The sequence below is a fragment of the Paenibacillus sp. EKM301P genome, assembly GCF_011800295.1.
GTDB lineage: Bacteria > Bacillota > Bacilli > Paenibacillales > Paenibacillaceae > Paenibacillus > Paenibacillus polymyxa.
In genome coordinates this window covers 194,719-210,869 of the sequence record NZ_JAALFM010000003.1, presented here as the reverse complement: position 1 = coordinate 210,869, position 16,151 = coordinate 194,719, and the positions used below count along the sequence as shown (strand labels likewise).

Below are 16,151 nucleotides of genomic sequence, written 5' to 3'. Positions count from 1 at the left end.
CAAGCCTTGTTAGAAGAAAAATTTCAATAAAGCGAATACACCGCTCAAAGCAAAGGGGACACCGATCAAAAACAACATAAAGGCCAGACAGCCGGCACCATTTACACCACCGGCAATTCGGGCGTCCTGAGGGTTGGCCGGATTGTATAGTACCTTAATCTTGCTGCCAACCCGGTTGAGGCTGAGATTGGTACTATAAGGATTCCAGAATTCCACGACTTCACCTGAAGCGGTATAGAAGCGTACCTTTAATCGGCGGGTGTAGCTGGTATCTACCGGATCATCACGGTCAAAGGGAACGACATCTATGTCTACTTCGATATGCGCGTCAACGATTAGCCCTTTGGTACGGACCCAGTGGCGTTTACGATAACGGTGGCGACGGATCGTTCTGAATCCGAAATAGATGAGCAGCAGACCGATCAAGCTGAACAACGGCATGAGCAGATCGGAGCTAAAATGAAACCAGTACACATTGAAGTCAATTGAAATGATAATCTACTCCTTTAAACAAGCGATAAACAATATATCGGAAATACTTAGGAATAGTTTAATTTTTCCATAGAGAATAAGGTGGAGATGAAAGGAGTATAAAAAAAGATCCGCTTCCCCGGGAAGTGGATCTTTTTAATAGCTGTGGGGACTACTTCTTGCTCGATTGGGACATGTCAAAATCAACATCCTCGATAAATTCGATAACCTCACCATTAGGGCTGTGGACTAATGCATTGGTGACTACTAGAGGAGGTTCGCCAAGTGTAAGCTGATTGGGTTCGACAAAGGTTCTTGCTCCGTGGACAAGGGCTTTTTGGTATATTTCATCCACATTGTCTACGTAAAATGCGAGGTGTAATAAAGCCCCATGAGCAATATCCTCCTCGGATGCAGCCTTTTTCCCTTGGGCAGGAATGACGGCATCGTTATCAAAGATTTCGAGACAGGTTCTTTGGTCAGGTGAAATCAGCATGGAAGCTTCTTGAATCCGAAAGGATGGAAGACTCCAGTGATGTCCTCTTTTAAATCCCAGTACTTCGGTATAAAATGCAATGGTTGCTTGATAATCACGGGCTTGGATGGCCACATGAGCTAGTCCCTTCACACTCATTTCAGATCCTCCTTATATGTAAGTAAACCTTATTATATGAATAATTATGTGCTACATATATATTTAAAATAAGCTTTTTATACTATATTGGTTATGAAACCGAAGATATTTTAGATGAAAAACGTTACTTTTTAAATTCAAATCAGGAGGTACTTGATATGCAGCATCACATAGACGAGATAGACTACAAAATCATGAAATTGTTACAGCATGATGCGCGAATGACGATTTCCCAAATCAGCAAAGAAATTTCGATGTCACAACCGTCCGTTAAAGAAAGAATGACCAAGCTTGAAGAACGAGGGATTATTTCTGGATATAATGCTGTATTTAATTTACGGGAACTGAATCGGGGGATCACTACGTTTATTCTGATAAAGACAGAACATTGCCAAGAGCTGATTGATTTTTGTAAGGAGGCGAAGGAGGTTACCGATTTGTTTCGCATCAGCGGGGAATTTAATTATCTCATTAAGGTACAAAGCGCGTCTGTAGAGGAAATTGCAGAGTTTCAGGATTCACTAGTCAAGCTGGGGCCTTCCAAATCGCATATTTGTATGAAAAATATACTGGAAAACAGGGTTTTGTTGTAAGTCATCCGGCAACGCATATTTGGAACATAAATCATTCAGAAAGCTGTTATTCGTAACATTAAATTAAGCGAATAATTGGATGAAATAAAAAAAGTGACGCTGAATTACACCAGCGTCACCGTAATTCCTTGCTTCAGACGTTCCACGTCCTGAAGCTCGATCTTGCCGGCCATGGCGTGCAGAGCAGCCGCCGTGCCGCAGGCCGCTCCCTGTTGTAGCATGGCAGGGAGCTCCAGCCCCGCCACCGCGCCGCTAACTAGCCCGGCGACCATGGCGTCACCGCTGCCGAGCGCGCTGACAATGTCCGCGTCCGGCAGGCTTACGCGGTAGCGTGCATCGCGCGTTACCGCTAGCGCCCCGCGTGCGCCGAGCGAGATGACGACCAACTGAGCTCCGGCTTCCAGCAGCTGTGATGCCGCCGCTTCAGCGGCATCTGGGCGCGTGGCGTCGATCCCCGCGAAGCGGGCGGCCTCTTCCTCGTTAGGCTTTACGAGGTCGGGCTTCCCGCGCAGCCCCAAGCGCAGCACTTCGCCGCTCGCGTCCAGCGCCACGCGCGCGCCGCGTTCCTTTGCCAGCGTGCACAGCTCGGCATACAGATCGGACGGGCAGCCGGGTGGCAGGCTGCCGGAGAGAACGACCCAAGCCGAATCCTCGGCAAGGGTCGCGATTTTGCGCCGCAGTGCGGCTAGTTCAAGCGGCCCAACGGTCGGGCCGCTCTCAATCAGCTCGGTCTGCGTGCGGGCAGCCGGGTCGAGCACGGTTATGGCGAGACGGGTTTCCCCGTATGCCGTTTCGATGAAATCGGCGCTTACGCCCTCCGCGCTCAACCCGTCGATGAGCAGCCGTCCGGTATGTCCAGCTACAAACCCGGTCGCCCGTACAGGCTGACCTAGCGTGCGAATGACACGAGCGGCATTCACGCCCTTGCCGCCTGGTACCGTTAGTCCCCCTTCAAGGCGGTGGACGGCATTCAGTCCAAAGCCTGCAACCGTGTAGATTTTATCCACTGCTGCGTTAAGTGTTACGGTGGTAATCACAAGGCATCACTCCTTTAAGAAATCAGCTTTAATCCCAATGCTGCGGTAAGAATCATGGCGATGAATAAAACACGCAGTACGCTTTTTTGCTCACCATACAAGAACATGCCTGTAATCGTACTGCCGACGGTTCCAATGCCTGTCCATACGGCATAAGAAGTTCCCATCGGCAAACTTTTCATGGCGAAGCTGAGCAGAGAGAAGCTAAGAATAAAGGATAAAATCATAAGTGCTAAAGCCTTCCACCCTTTACCGACCGTAACTCCCTTCATGCCGATGACTCCAAGCACTTCCGAGCATCCCGCGATAACCAATGCAATCCAAGCCATTATGCACCACTCCCTTCCTGAGCATCACGATCGGTAACTAACTTCAAGCCGATCACACCTGCTAGCAAAAGGGCGATTAGCAGCGTTTTGGACCATTGAAACGGTTCCCCGAAAAGCAGCATTTCGCCTACGACGGTTCCCCCTGTCCCCAGTCCGGTAAATACAGCATACACCGTGCCTACAGGCAGACGCTTTGCAGCCTTCATGATTAAATAAAAGCTGGCCACCACAGCCAGCACAGTTACAGCCCAGGTGAATACAGAATCTGCATGCTTCAAACCCGATACCCATACGACCTCAATCAGGCCTCCAACAAAAACGTAAATCCAACTGCGATTCATGATGAATTTCTCCTCAATTCAGTATAATTTTCAATTACGACTGCTTCACCCTTCATGAGATGAAGTTAACGTAATCCCACGCCAAAAAATAGGCCATGCAGCGTTCAGCCTTCGGTGGTAGTTGGTGCTTCCACTGTACAGTAGCTCTACCATGATTCCATCCACCAGTGTCATGTAGGCTAAAGCCACATCTGCTGGTTCCATATGCCTAAAGAGTTCCCGATCCCGTACATTTCGGAGGCGACGAGTTAATTTTCGCTCCATTTGTTCCAGAAAAGGATTCACAATATTCAGTACCTCGTTATATAAAGATACAGGCGGAAAGAAGGAAAAGCGGAGCATAAACTTGGCTGAGTTGTTGCCCTCATATTCCTGTTCCATCCAGAACAGGAAATCATGCAGTGTGTGCTCCAGCGACTGTTCTTTGCGTTCCGTAAAGTATTCGAAAATACGTAAATTCTGCTCTTGAAACGCATAACGTGCCACCTGCAAAAACAGATCCTCCTTGCCCTGAAAATGCGCATATATAGACGGTTTTCGGATTCCAACCTCGGCGGCAATACTGCTCAAGGATGCTCCCTCATACCCATTGGCGGCAAATTGGAAAAGAGCGGCCTTTCGAATCTCTTCCATTCCCATTATCATCACCTACCTAACGTTCGTTAGTTTATTTTCACATGAAAAAAAGTAAGTGTCAACCCATCAACATTTCGTAATGTACTTTGGATTTTTTTATTCAACATTTAAATAAAAAAGTGGGAAGAAATAAGGGGCTCATGTACAATATAATGAGGAATACCTGTTTAAATGCAGTCCATTGGAAGTGAGGTTAGTTATGAGGCGAAGCTTACTGGCCGTATTGATCGCGGCTATGGTGTTTATTATTTATTATTTTGGCTTGTTTAATTACATCGGTAAAAATGAAGGAACTGTCATCAGTATTTTCTCCACGCTGACGGTTATTTCCATAAGTCTGATTATTTTTACGGAGAATCGTAATCCTTCCACCACCATGTCATGGATTTTGCTACTGGCGTTGCTGCCAGTCGTTGGACTTCCTCTTTATTTTTTGTTTGGGCAAAATGTATTCAAGCGCCGTAAGTATGACAAAAAGGCATTGCGTGACCAACAGGCTTATGAGCGTATCGAAAAGGATGCTTTGCGGGTCAAACGAGATTTGACCTGCTTTACAGATGAGCAGCAGCAGTTGATGCGTCTGGCGCGCAGACTGGCACGCTCCCCGATTTATTTTGCGACAGAAACCCAGATTCTGAATAATGGGGATGAAACCTTCTCCACGCTGCTGGAAGAACTGCGCAAGGCGCAGCATCATATCCATATGGAATATTACATTTTCCGCTCGGATGATATTGGTACCAGCATTCAGAAAATTTTGATCGAGAAGGCTAAAGCGGGTATTAAGGTTCGGTTTATGTACGATGCGGTCGGTAGTATACAATTATCGAAGGCATTTTTGAAGGAAATGAAAGATGCAGGAGTCGAGGTTGTTGCATACGGCGGCGCTCGGATTTTGTTCTTCTCCAGCCGGGTAAACTACCGTAATCACCGTAAAATTGTAGTTATCGACGGTAATATTGGATTAATCGGTGGCCTAAATGTGGGAGATGAGTATCTCAGCCGCAATAAAGCCTACGGCTTTTGGCGTGACACACATATGATTGTGAAAGGCGAAGCTGTGCGGACGCTGCAACTTATATTTTTACAGGATTGGCTTCATATGACGGGCGAATCGGTGCTGGATAGCGAATATCTGTCTCCCGATATTGAACCGATCACGGACGGCGGCGTACAGATTATTGCCAGCGGTCCAGATAACGAGCGGAGAGTGCTTAAAAATCTCTTTTTCTCCATGATTACATCCGCTCGAAAATCCGTCTGGATTGCCACTCCTTATTTTATCCCGGATGAAGATATCCTGACTGCTTTGCGGATGGCTGCTCTATCCGGGTTGGATGTGCGTATTCTGTTCCCCGCGAAACCGGATAAATGGCTGCCTTTTCTCGCATCCCATTCGTACTTCCAATCGTTGCTAGAGGTGGGAGTCAAGGTATATGAATATGAAAAAGGGTTCCTTCACTCCAAGCTTCTCATTATTGACGGGGAAGTTGCGACTATTGGGACAGCCAATATGGATATGCGCAGCTTCCATTTGAATTTTGAAGTGAACGCTCTGTTGATTCAAACACACAGTGTGCAGCAGATGGTGAACGACTATGAGCGAGATTTGCACAATGCCAGCTTGATCGTACGTGAGGAATTCATGAAAAAGCGTCTGTTCAAACGTTTGATGGAATCGCTCGCTCGGCTGCTTTCACCACTGCTGTAATGTACAAACGATGAGCTGTGGATATGGAAGCAGATCTTAGAGTCAAAATGTAGTAAAGCCCAAAATATCCTGGAGACGGTATACAATATCTTTCCAAAATGTTGAATGATCCTCGTAGGTTGCCAGCTCCAGGCTGTATTCAGCTCCCCGGTTATTCCACAGCTTATCAAAATAGGCCGCCACCTGTCGGGTCAGCTTGCTGTCCGCCGGAGCGGCCACCCACAGTTCATTCTCCAGATTCAAATCATCCAAATTACGGGGGGTCAAATTGGTAGAGCCACCCCAAATCAAATGCTCTCCTTGTGCCTTGGCAATATAAATCAGCTTCGTATGGAATTGCTCATGGGTAGTATGATACCAGCGAATTTGAATGTTTCCATCCGATTTATCGGATAACTCTTGGGCAACCGGACGATTAGGGATGCCTATTTTTTCCTGACCAAACGCGTTTTCATTGGGGTCCAGCAGCAATTGGATATTCACACCGCGCGCCGAGGCATCCAACAGGCTATTCAATACTTTGCGGTCAGCTAAATAAAACATGCCCATATGAATGCTGTCACCTTGCTTCGTATGCTTAATGCCATTCAAAATGGAGGTATACACTTTACCTTCAGTGAGATATTTGATCCGGTAGCTGTCCTTACCTGATGGGACTAGGGGCTCTGCTTGAGGTGTGTAGACAGGAAGTTGCCCTCCGCCCGAGAAGTCCAATACCGCCTGCTCTGTTTGTAAAATATCTCCGATGATCGGCCCCTTCACCTCTAGGGCAACATTGGAATGATAGGCACTTGCATCGTGAACATTGCCTGTAGAAATGAGAGCAGTTTGCTCGTTGGTAACCAATTTTCGGTGATTGGCTTTGACGTTTAACAGCTTTAAATAGGAGCGAGCCGTAACGTCAGGTCCGTCACTGGCCATCAGATTGGGAATCCAGCCTGTGCCTTGCTGCCCGAACCACTGGAAAAAGGTGCGCCACACCGCTGAATAGATGGGCGTGGAGTCCCGCAATGGATCTACATCGGTCTGCACGACCTGAATTCCTACTTGCTTCATATTCTCCAACAAAGGATTGGGAGCAGAATTATAGTTGGTATTGACTTCATCTGTAATGAAAAAGATAGGCATCTCAGGATGGGCTTTCTTTTTGGCGATAAGATGCTGGGTCATTTGCGCGCTGACTTCGGGGAAGTGCTGCCCTTTATGTTTATAATCGTTGAACAGAAACAGGTCAATGACGATAAATTGCTGGGCTTCATCAATGATTCCGAGCATACGATTCAAAATTTGCCCTTCATGTTGTACAGTGCTTCCATCCCCAGTAGGGTAGGTCAAATCCGTCCAAAAGTTTACCTCGTTCGTTGAATACTCCTGACTCTCATAAGAGACGAACGGAGGCAATGGTTTATGGGTTTGATACAGCATAACGGCAATCAGCCACAGGATAAGGACCAAAATGGCGATTTTAAGAGCACGGCCCTTGTACATGAATTTTCTTTGGGATTCCGGCGCAGAATGCAGCGGATTTTGTTTAGTCATACGACGATCAGCTCCTCCATTGAATGCTGCATTCCATTTTATCGTGACCGAACATGCAGATTATGATATAGATACTGTCTAATTATTACCGCAAGTCCACAGGATTGAAGCGGAATGCTGAACGGAATGAATGAAGAACGTTTTATTAATTGAGGACATATGTCCTTTATAGGCAGGCTGACCTATACTTAAATAGATACAAAAGTCATTTATATGGGGAGAATAACGATTTATGAGAGGAATCTTGTTTGCTTTTCTGGGAGGCGCTTGTATTACGTTACAGGGGGTAGCGAATACACGGATTAGCCAGGATATCGGGACGTGGCAGGCGGCTACCGTTACTCAGCTAATAGGTTTTATTTTGGCAGCATCAGTTTGGATGTTTACAAAGGATGGCCGTGTGTCTGAAATGAAACAGGTAAAGCCGATGTATCTTTGGGGTGGTGCTTTTGCGGCTATCATTATATTTAGTGAAGTCACAGCCATTCAACATATTGGGGTTACGTTCACAATCTCGGCGCTGTTGATTGCTCAGTTATGTTTAACCTTCCTGGTAGACATCAAAGGATGGTTCGGCATAGTGAAGCAGAAGATGAAGCTGCCACAATTTATAGGTATTGGTATGATGATCGCGGGTGTCATTATATTAAAACTCTAAAATAAAACTTTATTTATAGAAAAAGCTTAGAACGTAGAAAATGAAGGTGAGCTAAGCAATGAGAGAAATTCAGGATCAAGAGCAGCTAAAGTATTTTTTGCATCTGCATCAGTTAGAATCCATACTCTACGAGCCACTACATCCCTATTTGTCGCTGCATCGTTTGGAGCAAGGGGAAAAGCTCTGTTCGCAGGGGGACGCCATTGAGCATCTGTATATTCTGGTGCAGGGCAAGGTCAAAATTTTTACCAGCTCTACAGAAGGAAAGACTCTGATCCTTTGCTTCAAAACACCGATCGAGGTCATAGGAGATGTTGAATATATTCGTAATAGTCACGTCATCAATACAGTAGAGGCAGTGTCGCCGATCTATGTGATTGGTGTTCATCGTCAATGGATGAATAAGTACGGCAGAGATTATGCTCCTTTGCTGCAATTTCTATTGGATATTGTCACGCGGAAGTTTTGCCTGGACTCTGATTTCTCCAATTTCAACCTGATGTATCCGGTGGAAGTTAGGCTTGCGAGCTACCTGCTATCTGTTTCTTTTGACGAATCCAATTCTGCCTTTCATGAGGAACTACGGGCATCCAGTCTGGTGGATGTGGCGAATTTGATCGGAACCAGCTACAGACACCTCAACCGTGTCATTCGCAAGATGATCGAAGAGGGATTGGTTGAACGGGCAAAAGGCTATATTGTCATTAAGGACAGAAAAGGTTTGAGTGAACTGGCTGGCCATAATATTTATGAATCGTTGTAATCATAGTGCTTTGAATAAGTGCAGCACAATAAAGGGACTATCAAGGGAGAGTTAAATATGTTATTAGGGCTTATATTGGCAGTTATCGCAGGTGCTTTGGTCAGTCTGCAAACGATATTCAATAATAAGGTGAATGAGCGGACAGGTTCATGGGCCACAACGACATTGGTACTGGGAACAGGGTTCTTGGCTTCCTTGCTCGGGAGTCTTATTTTTGAAGGGAAAAATACATTTGCTTTACAGCATATGCAGCTGTGGTACTGGTTTAGTGGCATGATTGGTGTCGGCGTTGTGTTCTGTCTGGTGCAAGGAATGAAGCGACTTGGCCCTACCTATGCGATCTCCATCGTATTGACGGCACAATTAGGTACAGCCTTGTTGTGGGATTCATTAGGATGGCTTGGACTAGAGAAGATTCCGTTTACCTTCAATAAGTTGATTGGTGTATTGGTCATTATCGGTGGTATTCTCGTTTTCAAATTTGGACATGGGCGTACAAAGGAACCACAAGAAAATATTACAACTATACCTGATTCTATGAAGAGCTAAAGAAGGTTGTGATGACCTTAATCCTGCTTGATTGGGGTCCCACTTCCGGAGGGGTATTTTGCATTTTGCAGAGAAGCTGCATCTTAAGCAGGTGCTGCTTTTCGATCCCATAGGCAAAGAAAAATGTTCACGGTCATGTATATATTTTTCCATCCATGATACAATGGAAATAACTTAAAATAGTGCTTTAAGGGCCTAGATATTTGATATATGAGATGATAAATAGATCGGTTACCGTGTTCGGGAACGGTCTTATTTGTGCTTCACGAACCTGATGGAATGCACAGATTGACTTTGGATGAGGTGGAACATAGATGAGTAATACAGAAAATAAAAATGGATCACCTGACGGCTCAGACAGATCCGGCTCTTTGTTGCCTGCCACGCAGACAGGTGAACGGAAAATTGAGCATGTCCGCCTTTGTCTGCAGGAAGATGTGGCCGGACACGGCATTACCAGCGGACTGGAGCGATATAGTTTTAAGCACTGCGCTTTGCCGGAGCTACATTTTGACGAGGTGCGTCTAGATACAACTTTTATGGGGCGCACTGTACGGACACCGCTGCTCATCAGTTCGATGACAGGCGGTAGCGCCGAGACAGGAGCGATTAATGAGCGGTTGGCAGAGACAGCAGAGAGACGCGGCTGGGCGCTCGGTGTCGGCTCCGTACGAGCTGCGGTGGAAAAAGAAGAGTTGGCTTCAACCTTTGCAGTTCGCCGTCTAGCACCTAGCATCCCGATCCTTGCCAATCTGGGTGCAGTGCAGCTGAACTACGGGTTTGGTGTGGACGATTGCCAACGTGCAGTGGAAATTGCCGGAGCGGATATGTTGGTGCTGCATTTGAACGGCTTGCAGGAGATATTCCAACCTGAAGGGAATTTGGATTTTAGCGGGCTGCTTGAGCGCATTGAGGAGTTGTGTCGTCGTCTTTCGGTGCCTGTAGGCGTGAAGGAAGTAGGCTGGGGCATAGATGGTGAGACGGCATCGAGATTATATGATGCAGGCGCTGCTTTTATTGATGTCGCTGGTGCGGGCGGGACAAGCTGGAGCCAAGTGGAGAAATTTCGCAATCCTGATCCTGTGCGCCGTGCAGCGGCAGAGGCGTTCGCCGATTGGGGCAATTCGACCGCTGATTGTATCGTGGAGGTTAGAGCAGCCCAGCCTAATGGCGCTCTGATCGGTAGCGGTGGACTGAAAAACGGTGTCGATGCTGCGAAGGCACTTGCTTTGGGCGCTGACATGGCAGGCTTCGGTCGCTCTTTGCTTGGCTCGGCGGTCACCTCCAGTGAGGCATTGGAAGCGCGATTGGAGCAAGTAGAGCTGGAATTGCGTACAGTCATGTTTGGCATCGGAGTAGCTGGGATCGAAGGTCTTAAAGAAACGACCAGACTAAGAAAGAAGGCGAACGGATGAGTGGATTCATTAAATTGGTTCCGATGAACGCAGAGCAGTATGATCGCTTTGAGCAACGCTCGCTCGCAGATTACGCGGAAGAGAAAATCCAGGCAGGCGCGTGGACGGTGGAAGAGGCACCAGAACGGGCAAAGGAAAGCTTTGCAACATTTTTGCCACAAAGACTGGATACGCCCCATGCTCACCTGTACATGCTTGAGTATTCAGGTAGTGTGGGTCAAGGCTCCGAGGAAGCGGGATATATCTGGTTCAACATTACAGAAGGTACGCAAGGCAAAGAAGCTTTTTTGCTGGATATTCTCGTTTACGATTCATATCAGGGGCGAGGCCTGGGTACGTTGACGATGCAGGCGTTGGAACAAGAAGCTCGGAGGCTGGGTGCGGTTCGCATCGGTCTGCATGTATTTGGGCATAATGAGCGGGCTTTACATGTATATCGCAAGTCTGGTTATCGGGTTACGGATATCCAGATGAGCAAGGAAATTTAAATAAAGCTATCTAAATAGGGATGCAGCAAAATCCTAAATTCACAGCCGTATGCTTGCCGCATGTATAGGTTCTCCTATATAATGTGGGTTGGTAAACTAACAGAGGGTATAGCGCATATTTTATATAAACGGGAGTTGTTCTGATTATGGCTTTAAAAGCGGGGATCGTGGGTCTGCCGAACGTGGGCAAATCAACACTGTTTAACGCAATAACGCAGGCGGGGGCGGAATCCGCAAACTATCCATTTTGTACAATTGACCCTAATGTAGGGGTCGTTGAAGTACCGGACGAGCGACTGGATAAGCTGACTGAACTGGTAGTACCGAACAAAACGGTACCAACGGCTTTTGAATTTGTTGATATTGCAGGACTTGTACGAGGTGCCAGCAAAGGCGAGGGTTTGGGTAACAAGTTTTTGGCTCATATTCGTGAAGTAGATGCCATTGTTCATGTGGTACGCTGCTTTGAAGATGAGAATATTACTCATGTGGACGGCAAAATTGATCCAATCAGCGATATTCAGACGATTAATCTAGAATTGATTCTGGCGGATATCGAAAGTGTAGACAAGCGCATTGATCGTTCCCGTAAGAACATGAAGGGCGGCAACAAGCAGTATGCCCAAGAGGTTGAAGTACTGGAACGGATCAAGGAATCGCTGTATGCCGACAAACCTGCACGTAGCGTAGAATTGTCAGAAGACGAAAAGCTGATTATACGCGACCTTCATTTGCTCACGATGAAGCCTGTATTGTACGCGGCTAATGTCAGTGAAGATGGTGTAACGGAAGCTGACAGCAATCCATATGTGCAAAAGGTACGTGAATTTGCAGTAGCGGAAAATGCTGAAGTGGTACCGATCAGTGCCAAAGTAGAGGCTGAAATTGCTGAGCTGGAAGGCGAAGACAAGGCAATGTTCCTTGAGGAGCTGGGGCTGGCTGAATCTGGTCTGAACCGTCTGATCAAAGCAGCTTACCGCTTGCTGGGACTGTATACGTATTTCACAGCAGGTGTGCAGGAAGTACGCGCATGGACTATTCACAAAGGAACAAAAGCACCTGGCGCTGCGGGCGTAATCCACTCGGATTTTGAACGCGGATTTATTCGCGCTGAGGTTGTATCCTACGATGACTTGGTCGCTGCTGGATCTATGAACGGGGCCAAAGAACGTGGTCAGCTTCGTTTGGAAGGCAAGGAATATGTGGTGCAGGACGGAGACGTTATGCATTTCCGTTTTAATGTTTAGGATGCATCTCGGCGTATAGCAAACAGGGTTTATATACAAACATATTAGGTCATTGTATATGTGTTATCCGCATGTACTAACTTACTTAGTCGCTGCCTGTCCCGGGCGGCGACTTTTTATTTGATTCGTATTCCTTTTTCCTGATTGAGAGTTTGTTACCAAATCTTTAGCGGAATATTGTTTATTCGACTTCAATTGATTTGTTGATTTTTGCAAAATCCTAAATTAGCAAGTATTTTATGTAGCTAATTAATCGATTAGTTGTTATAATAAAGAGCTGTAGCCAGTGAATTTAAAGCTGGTTTCATATTAATTTAACTGAAGAGGTGAATCGCTTGTTGGACCGATTGCAATCATTGGCGGACCGCTACGATAAACTGAGCGAACTGCTCTGCGATCCGGATGTGGCGAACGATAGCAAAAAACTTAGAGATTATTCCAAAGAACAGTCTGATTTACAGCCTGCTTATGAAGCATATACCGAATATAAAACTGTCGTTGAGGAGCTGGACGCTGCTAAAGCCATGCAGGCTGAAAAGCTTGACGACGAGATGCGTGAAATGGTCAAAATGGAGATCGAAGAGCTGAGTGCCCGTAAGCGGGAACTGGACGAGAAAATCCGCATTTTGCTGCTGCCGAAGGACCCGAACGATGATAAGAACGTTATTATCGAAATTCGTGGTGCTGCCGGTGGGGACGAGGCTGCACTGTTTGCAGCGGACTTGTACCGGATGTACACTCGTTATGCAGATACACAAGGCTGGCGTGTAGAATTGATGGATGCGAACATGAATGACCTTGGAGGCTTTAAAGAGGTTATTTTCATGATTAATGGACGCGGTGCCTACAGCAAAATGAAATTCGAAAGCGGCGCACACCGTGTACAGCGGATTCCGACAACAGAATCTGGCGGACGTATTCATACGTCTACCTCCACGGTGTCCGTGATGCCTGAGGCAGAGGAAGTGGATATCGAAATTTTAGACAAGGATATCCGCGTGGATACTTTCTGCTCCAGCGGTGCGGGCGGTCAGTCCGTTAATACAACCAAGTCGGCGGTGCGTGTAACGCATATGCCAACAGGTATTGTGGCAACCTGCCAGGACGGCAAATCCCAGAACTCCAACAAGGAGAAGGCGCTCCAAGTTTTGCGTGCCCGTATTTCGGATATGATGCGTCAGGAAGAGGAAGCCAAATATGCAGGCGAGCGTAAGAGCAAAGTAGGTACCGGGGACCGCAGTGAGCGTATACGTACTTACAACTTCCCGCAAAGCCGTGTAACGGATCATCGCATTGGTTTAACCATGCACAAGCTGGACCAGGTGATGAACGGAGAGATCGAAGAAATCGTATCAGCGCTCACGATTGCAGAGCAGGCTGATTTGATGGAACAAGAGGTTTAAGTTTTGGGGAACGAACGCGATTGTGTGTATCGGATGCCGCCGGAACGGAACATGAGTGTCAGAGAAGCCTTAGTTGAGGCTTCTTCTTTTTTAGGAAGTTGCGGCGTGTTGGAGCCGCAGCATAATGCCCGCTTGCTGCTGGAACATGTGCTTGGACTGGAAGGTACGAGGTTTTACGCCGCTCTGGGCGATCCGTTCCCTTCCTCCGTTAAGGAGACGTGGGAACGGATCATCGCCCGCAAAGCTGCGGGTGAACCGGCGCAGTATATTATCGGACGGCAGGAATTTTATGGCCGCCCGTTCGCGGTTTCACCGTCGGTGCTGATTCCGCGCCCCGAGACAGAGCTGCTCGTCGAGGCGATACTCCAGCACGGCGACCGGCTGTGGCCGAGCGGTGCTCCGCATGCGCTCGATATCGGCACGGGTAGCGGCGCGATTGCCGTGACGCTGGCGGCTGAGCGGCCGCGCTGGCACGTAGCAGCGGGGGATATTTCTGCTGCTGCGCTTGAAATGGCGTCCCAGAACGCCGCCGCAAACGGCGCAGCCGTAGAATTCCGCGAGGGCGATCTACTGGTGCCGTTTGCGGGAACAGCGGTGGACATCCTCGTGTCCAACCCGCCATATATCCCGGCTGCTGACATCGCTGGCTTGCAGCCAGAGGTGCGCGACCATGAGCCGCGAATGGCGCTGGATGGCGGTCCTGACGGGCTTGGCCCGTATCGGGCAATGCTGGAGCAGCTTGGGCTCCTTCAGGCCCCACCCCGGCTAATCGGGTTTGAGCTGGGGATGGGACAGGCCAGAGACGTGGCTGACCTGCTGGAACAGGCAGGTCATTGGAAGAACATTCTAATCATTCCTGACCTTGCGGGGATCGAGCGACATGTCCTAGGCGTCTCGGAGTAATGCTGCATTTTCTTTTTGCGAGTCTTTCCTTTAGAATAAGAGGAGTATGACCGAGAAACGGCTCAGGGGGAAATCATGCTTCAGAAATTGAAAAAAATTGATGGTCCGGTTATTTTTATTCTGGTTTTGCTCATGGCGATTAGTATCATAACGGTATACAGTGCTGGTAGGGGTCCTACGAACTTGGCAGAGCACGGCAACGATTACCAGAAGATGATCGGGTATTATATATTGGGCTTTGTAGCGATCTTGGGTTTAGCGATAGTTGATTTTCGGATATTCATTAAAAAAGCCTTGTATGTATATGGAGGCGGGATATTTCTGCTGATTCTCGGCTTTTTTGGCGGGACGGTTAATAACTCTCAAGGCTTTTTGAAAATTGGTGGCTTAAATCTCCAGCCTGCTGAGGTATTCAAGCTGGTTCTTATCATTTTTTTGGCGTATATGCTGATTAAAAAGCGCAAGAGCAAGCTGTATTTTATTCAGGATGTCCTTCCAGTTGCTCTGGTGAGCTTTGTCCCATTCGCAATGGTCATGGCACAAAATGACTTGGGTAATGCGCTCGGTTACATTGTCATCGTCATTGGTATGCTATGGATTGGTAATGTGAAGGCGTCCCATGCGCTAATCGGATTTATCGTATTTGCAGTCGCCGTTGGTGGCGGGATCAAAGCGTATATTTCGTTTCATGATGAGATTGATTCCTTTATGAAAGGCATTGGACGTAGTCACTGGGTAGAGCGTTTAGACCCTTGGCTGGTACCAGAAGAAGCGACTGCGAAGGCATCTTATCATACGAAAAATGCCAAACTGGCCATAGCTTCTGGCGGTATGATGGGCAAGGGCTTTTTGCAAGGAACCTCGGTACAGTCCGGACGTGTTCCCTATACCTATGCGGATTCTATTTTTGTAGTTGTAGCAGAGGAGTTTGGGTTTGTAGGCTCATCCATTCTGCTGTTGCTATATTTTATTTTGATTCACCGAATGATCCTGATTTCGCTGGAATGCCGGGATCGAGCTGGACCATATATTATTGTCGGGATTGTGTCCATGTTGCTATATCAGATTTTTGAGAACATTGGTGCGTTTCTGGGCATTATGCCACTTACGGGGATTACGCTCCCGTTCATAAGCTATGGCGGTACCTCGTTGCTTATTAACATGGCTAGTATTGGCTTAGTTATGAGCATTAAGGTGCATGGTCAGGAGCTAGAGGATGACCTGCCGCAGCCTTCCAGAGTAAGCTTGACGAAGGCGAAAAAAGCCTAGTACAGGTGGGTTGTGGCTTAATATTAATAGTTATTTTTACGAGTTGAAACGGTGCAACAAAAGAGTCCAGATTGTGAAATCTGGGCTTTTTTATATTCCTAGGTGACGATCTAGCTTGCAATAGCCTGAATTATTTTGCGAGATTCATAGGTTTAGACTCTCCCA

General features: G+C 47.2%; 18 protein-coding genes. 11 read left to right on the top strand and 7 right to left on the bottom strand.

The features are described from left to right. Window positions 1-9: 9 nt before the first annotated feature. On the bottom strand, window positions 10-474 hold the full coding sequence (locus HFD99_RS09140; RefSeq protein ID WP_123797743.1) for a DUF3592 domain-containing protein: 465 nt from the start codon (window positions 472-474) through the stop codon (window positions 10-12). Between the two features lie 169 nt (window positions 475-643). After that, window positions 644-1,105 carry a VOC family protein gene (locus HFD99_RS09135; protein ID WP_123797742.1) on the bottom strand — a complete coding sequence of 154 codons (462 nt, stop codon included), beginning with the start codon at window positions 1,103-1,105 and terminating at the stop codon, window positions 644-646. A gap of 158 nt (window positions 1,106-1,263) precedes the next feature. Between HFD99_RS09135 and HFD99_RS09130 the strand changes: the two genes are divergently transcribed. Further along, window positions 1,264-1,698: an Lrp/AsnC family transcriptional regulator gene (locus HFD99_RS09130; RefSeq protein ID WP_123797741.1), complete on the top strand. Its 435-nt coding sequence runs from the start codon at window positions 1,264-1,266 to the stop codon at window positions 1,696-1,698. A gap of 104 nt (window positions 1,699-1,802) precedes the next feature. Here HFD99_RS09130 and HFD99_RS09125 read toward each other — a convergent pair whose 3' ends face one another. From HFD99_RS09125 to HFD99_RS09110, 4 genes are read right to left on the bottom strand one after another with little or no spacing between them, the layout of a single operon-like run. Next, complete coding sequence (locus tag HFD99_RS09125) at window positions 1,803-2,735, bottom strand: 1-phosphofructokinase family hexose kinase (RefSeq protein WP_167440872.1); 933 nt, start codon at window positions 2,733-2,735, stop codon at window positions 1,803-1,805. Window positions 2,736-2,749: 14 nt separating this feature from the next. Beyond that, window positions 2,750-3,064: a DMT family transporter gene (locus HFD99_RS09120; RefSeq protein ID WP_167440871.1), complete on the bottom strand. Its 315-nt coding sequence runs from the start codon at window positions 3,062-3,064 to the stop codon at window positions 2,750-2,752. Beyond that, on the bottom strand, window positions 3,064-3,405 hold the full coding sequence (locus HFD99_RS09115; protein ID WP_025366022.1) for a DMT family transporter: 342 nt from the start codon (window positions 3,403-3,405) through the stop codon (window positions 3,064-3,066). The genes HFD99_RS09120 and HFD99_RS09115 overlap by 1 nt, the downstream gene beginning before the upstream one ends. 45 nt (window positions 3,406-3,450) lie before the next feature. Further along, window positions 3,451-4,044: a TetR/AcrR family transcriptional regulator gene (locus HFD99_RS09110; RefSeq protein ID WP_045244661.1), complete on the bottom strand. Its 594-nt coding sequence runs from the start codon at window positions 4,042-4,044 to the stop codon at window positions 3,451-3,453. A gap of 196 nt (window positions 4,045-4,240) precedes the next feature. Between HFD99_RS09110 and cls the strand changes: the two genes are divergently transcribed. Beyond that, a complete protein-coding gene (gene cls, locus HFD99_RS09105) occupies window positions 4,241-5,752 on the top strand; it encodes a cardiolipin synthase (RefSeq protein WP_102997517.1) in 1,512 nt (503 codons plus the stop codon). A 42-nt stretch (window positions 5,753-5,794) separates the two neighbouring features. Here cls and HFD99_RS09100 read toward each other — a convergent pair whose 3' ends face one another. Further along, on the bottom strand, window positions 5,795-7,291 hold the full coding sequence (locus HFD99_RS09100) for a phospholipase D family protein (protein ID WP_167440870.1): 1,497 nt from the start codon (window positions 7,289-7,291) through the stop codon (window positions 5,795-5,797). Window positions 7,292-7,523: 232 nt separating this feature from the next. Here HFD99_RS09100 and HFD99_RS09095 point away from each other — a divergent pair, with 232 nt between their 5' ends. The 9 genes from HFD99_RS09095 to HFD99_RS09055 all read left to right on the top strand — a co-directional run bounded on the left by HFD99_RS09095 (window position 7,524) and on the right by HFD99_RS09055 (window position 15,986). Next, window positions 7,524-7,949 carry a DMT family transporter gene (locus HFD99_RS09095; protein ID WP_016822864.1) on the top strand — a complete coding sequence of 142 codons (426 nt, stop codon included), beginning with the start codon at window positions 7,524-7,526 and terminating at the stop codon, window positions 7,947-7,949. 58 nt (window positions 7,950-8,007) lie between these two features. Continuing rightward, window positions 8,008-8,712, top strand: a complete 705-nt coding sequence (locus HFD99_RS09090; RefSeq protein WP_123797737.1) for a Crp/Fnr family transcriptional regulator — start codon at window positions 8,008-8,010, stop codon at window positions 8,710-8,712. Window positions 8,713-8,769: 57 nt separating this feature from the next. Further along, window positions 8,770-9,261 carry a DMT family transporter gene (locus HFD99_RS09085; RefSeq protein WP_016822866.1) on the top strand — a complete coding sequence of 164 codons (492 nt, stop codon included), beginning with the start codon at window positions 8,770-8,772 and terminating at the stop codon, window positions 9,259-9,261. 314 nt (window positions 9,262-9,575) lie between these two features. Further along, window positions 9,576-10,676 (top strand): type 2 isopentenyl-diphosphate Delta-isomerase, encoded by a 1,101-nt coding sequence (gene fni, locus HFD99_RS09080; protein WP_123797736.1) that lies wholly within the window; start codon window positions 9,576-9,578, stop codon window positions 10,674-10,676. Further along, window positions 10,673-11,164: a GNAT family N-acetyltransferase gene (locus tag HFD99_RS09075; RefSeq protein WP_025366017.1), complete on the top strand. Its 492-nt coding sequence runs from the start codon at window positions 10,673-10,675 to the stop codon at window positions 11,162-11,164. The genes fni and HFD99_RS09075 overlap by 4 nt, the downstream gene beginning before the upstream one ends. Window positions 11,165-11,310: 146 nt before the next feature. Further along, window positions 11,311-12,411, top strand: coding sequence for a redox-regulated ATPase YchF (gene ychF / locus HFD99_RS09070; RefSeq protein ID WP_016822869.1), 1,101 nt, complete (start codon window positions 11,311-11,313; stop codon window positions 12,409-12,411). Window positions 12,412-12,746: 335 nt separating this feature from the next. After that, a complete protein-coding gene (gene prfA / locus HFD99_RS09065) occupies window positions 12,747-13,814 on the top strand; it encodes a peptide chain release factor 1 (RefSeq protein ID WP_013373454.1) in 1,068 nt (355 codons plus the stop codon). Window positions 13,815-13,817: 3 nt separating this feature from the next. After that, the gene (prmC, locus tag HFD99_RS09060; RefSeq protein ID WP_031462355.1) at window positions 13,818-14,717 is read left to right on the top strand and encodes a peptide chain release factor N(5)-glutamine methyltransferase; all 900 of its coding nucleotides are present in this window, start codon (window positions 13,818-13,820) and stop codon (window positions 14,715-14,717) included. Between the two features lie 75 nt (window positions 14,718-14,792). Next, window positions 14,793-15,986: an FtsW/RodA/SpoVE family cell cycle protein gene (locus tag HFD99_RS09055; protein ID WP_013373452.1), complete on the top strand. Its 1,194-nt coding sequence runs from the start codon at window positions 14,793-14,795 to the stop codon at window positions 15,984-15,986. The last annotated feature ends 165 nt before the right edge of the window (window positions 15,987-16,151 follow it).

Excerpts from the sequence above, each read along its gene's own strand:
- cls (WP_102997517.1), top strand. The coding sequence starts at position 4,241 with ATGAGGCGAAGCTTACTGGCCGTATTGATCGCGGCTATGGTGTTTATT.
- HFD99_RS09090 (WP_123797737.1), top strand. The coding sequence starts at position 8,008 with ATGAGAGAAATTCAGGATCAAGAGCAGCTAAAGTATTTTTTGCATCTG.
- HFD99_RS09075 (WP_025366017.1), top strand. The coding sequence starts at position 10,673 with ATGAGTGGATTCATTAAATTGGTTCCGATGAACGCAGAGCAGTATGAT.
- HFD99_RS09135 (WP_123797742.1), bottom strand. The coding sequence starts at position 1,105 with ATGAGTGTGAAGGGACTAGCTCATGTGGCCATCCAAGCCCGTGATTAT.
- HFD99_RS09120 (WP_167440871.1), bottom strand. The coding sequence starts at position 3,064 with ATGGCTTGGATTGCATTGGTTATCGCGGGATGCTCGGAAGTGCTTGGA.
- HFD99_RS09110 (WP_045244661.1), bottom strand. The coding sequence starts at position 4,044 with ATGGGAATGGAAGAGATTCGAAAGGCCGCTCTTTTCCAATTTGCCGCC.
- HFD99_RS09115 (WP_025366022.1), bottom strand. The coding sequence starts at position 3,405 with ATGAATCGCAGTTGGATTTACGTTTTTGTTGGAGGCCTGATTGAGGTC.
- HFD99_RS09100 (WP_167440870.1), bottom strand. The coding sequence starts at position 7,291 with ATGACTAAACAAAATCCGCTGCATTCTGCGCCGGAATCCCAAAGAAAA.
- HFD99_RS09130 (WP_123797741.1), top strand. The coding sequence starts at position 1,264 with ATGCAGCATCACATAGACGAGATAGACTACAAAATCATGAAATTGTTA.
- HFD99_RS09095 (WP_016822864.1), top strand. The coding sequence starts at position 7,524 with ATGAGAGGAATCTTGTTTGCTTTTCTGGGAGGCGCTTGTATTACGTTA.
- ychF (WP_016822869.1), top strand. The coding sequence starts at position 11,311 with ATGGCTTTAAAAGCGGGGATCGTGGGTCTGCCGAACGTGGGCAAATCA.
- fni (WP_123797736.1), top strand. The coding sequence starts at position 9,576 with ATGAGTAATACAGAAAATAAAAATGGATCACCTGACGGCTCAGACAGA.
- HFD99_RS09055 (WP_013373452.1), top strand. The coding sequence starts at position 14,793 with ATGCTTCAGAAATTGAAAAAAATTGATGGTCCGGTTATTTTTATTCTG.
- HFD99_RS09085 (WP_016822866.1), top strand. The coding sequence starts at position 8,770 with ATGTTATTAGGGCTTATATTGGCAGTTATCGCAGGTGCTTTGGTCAGT.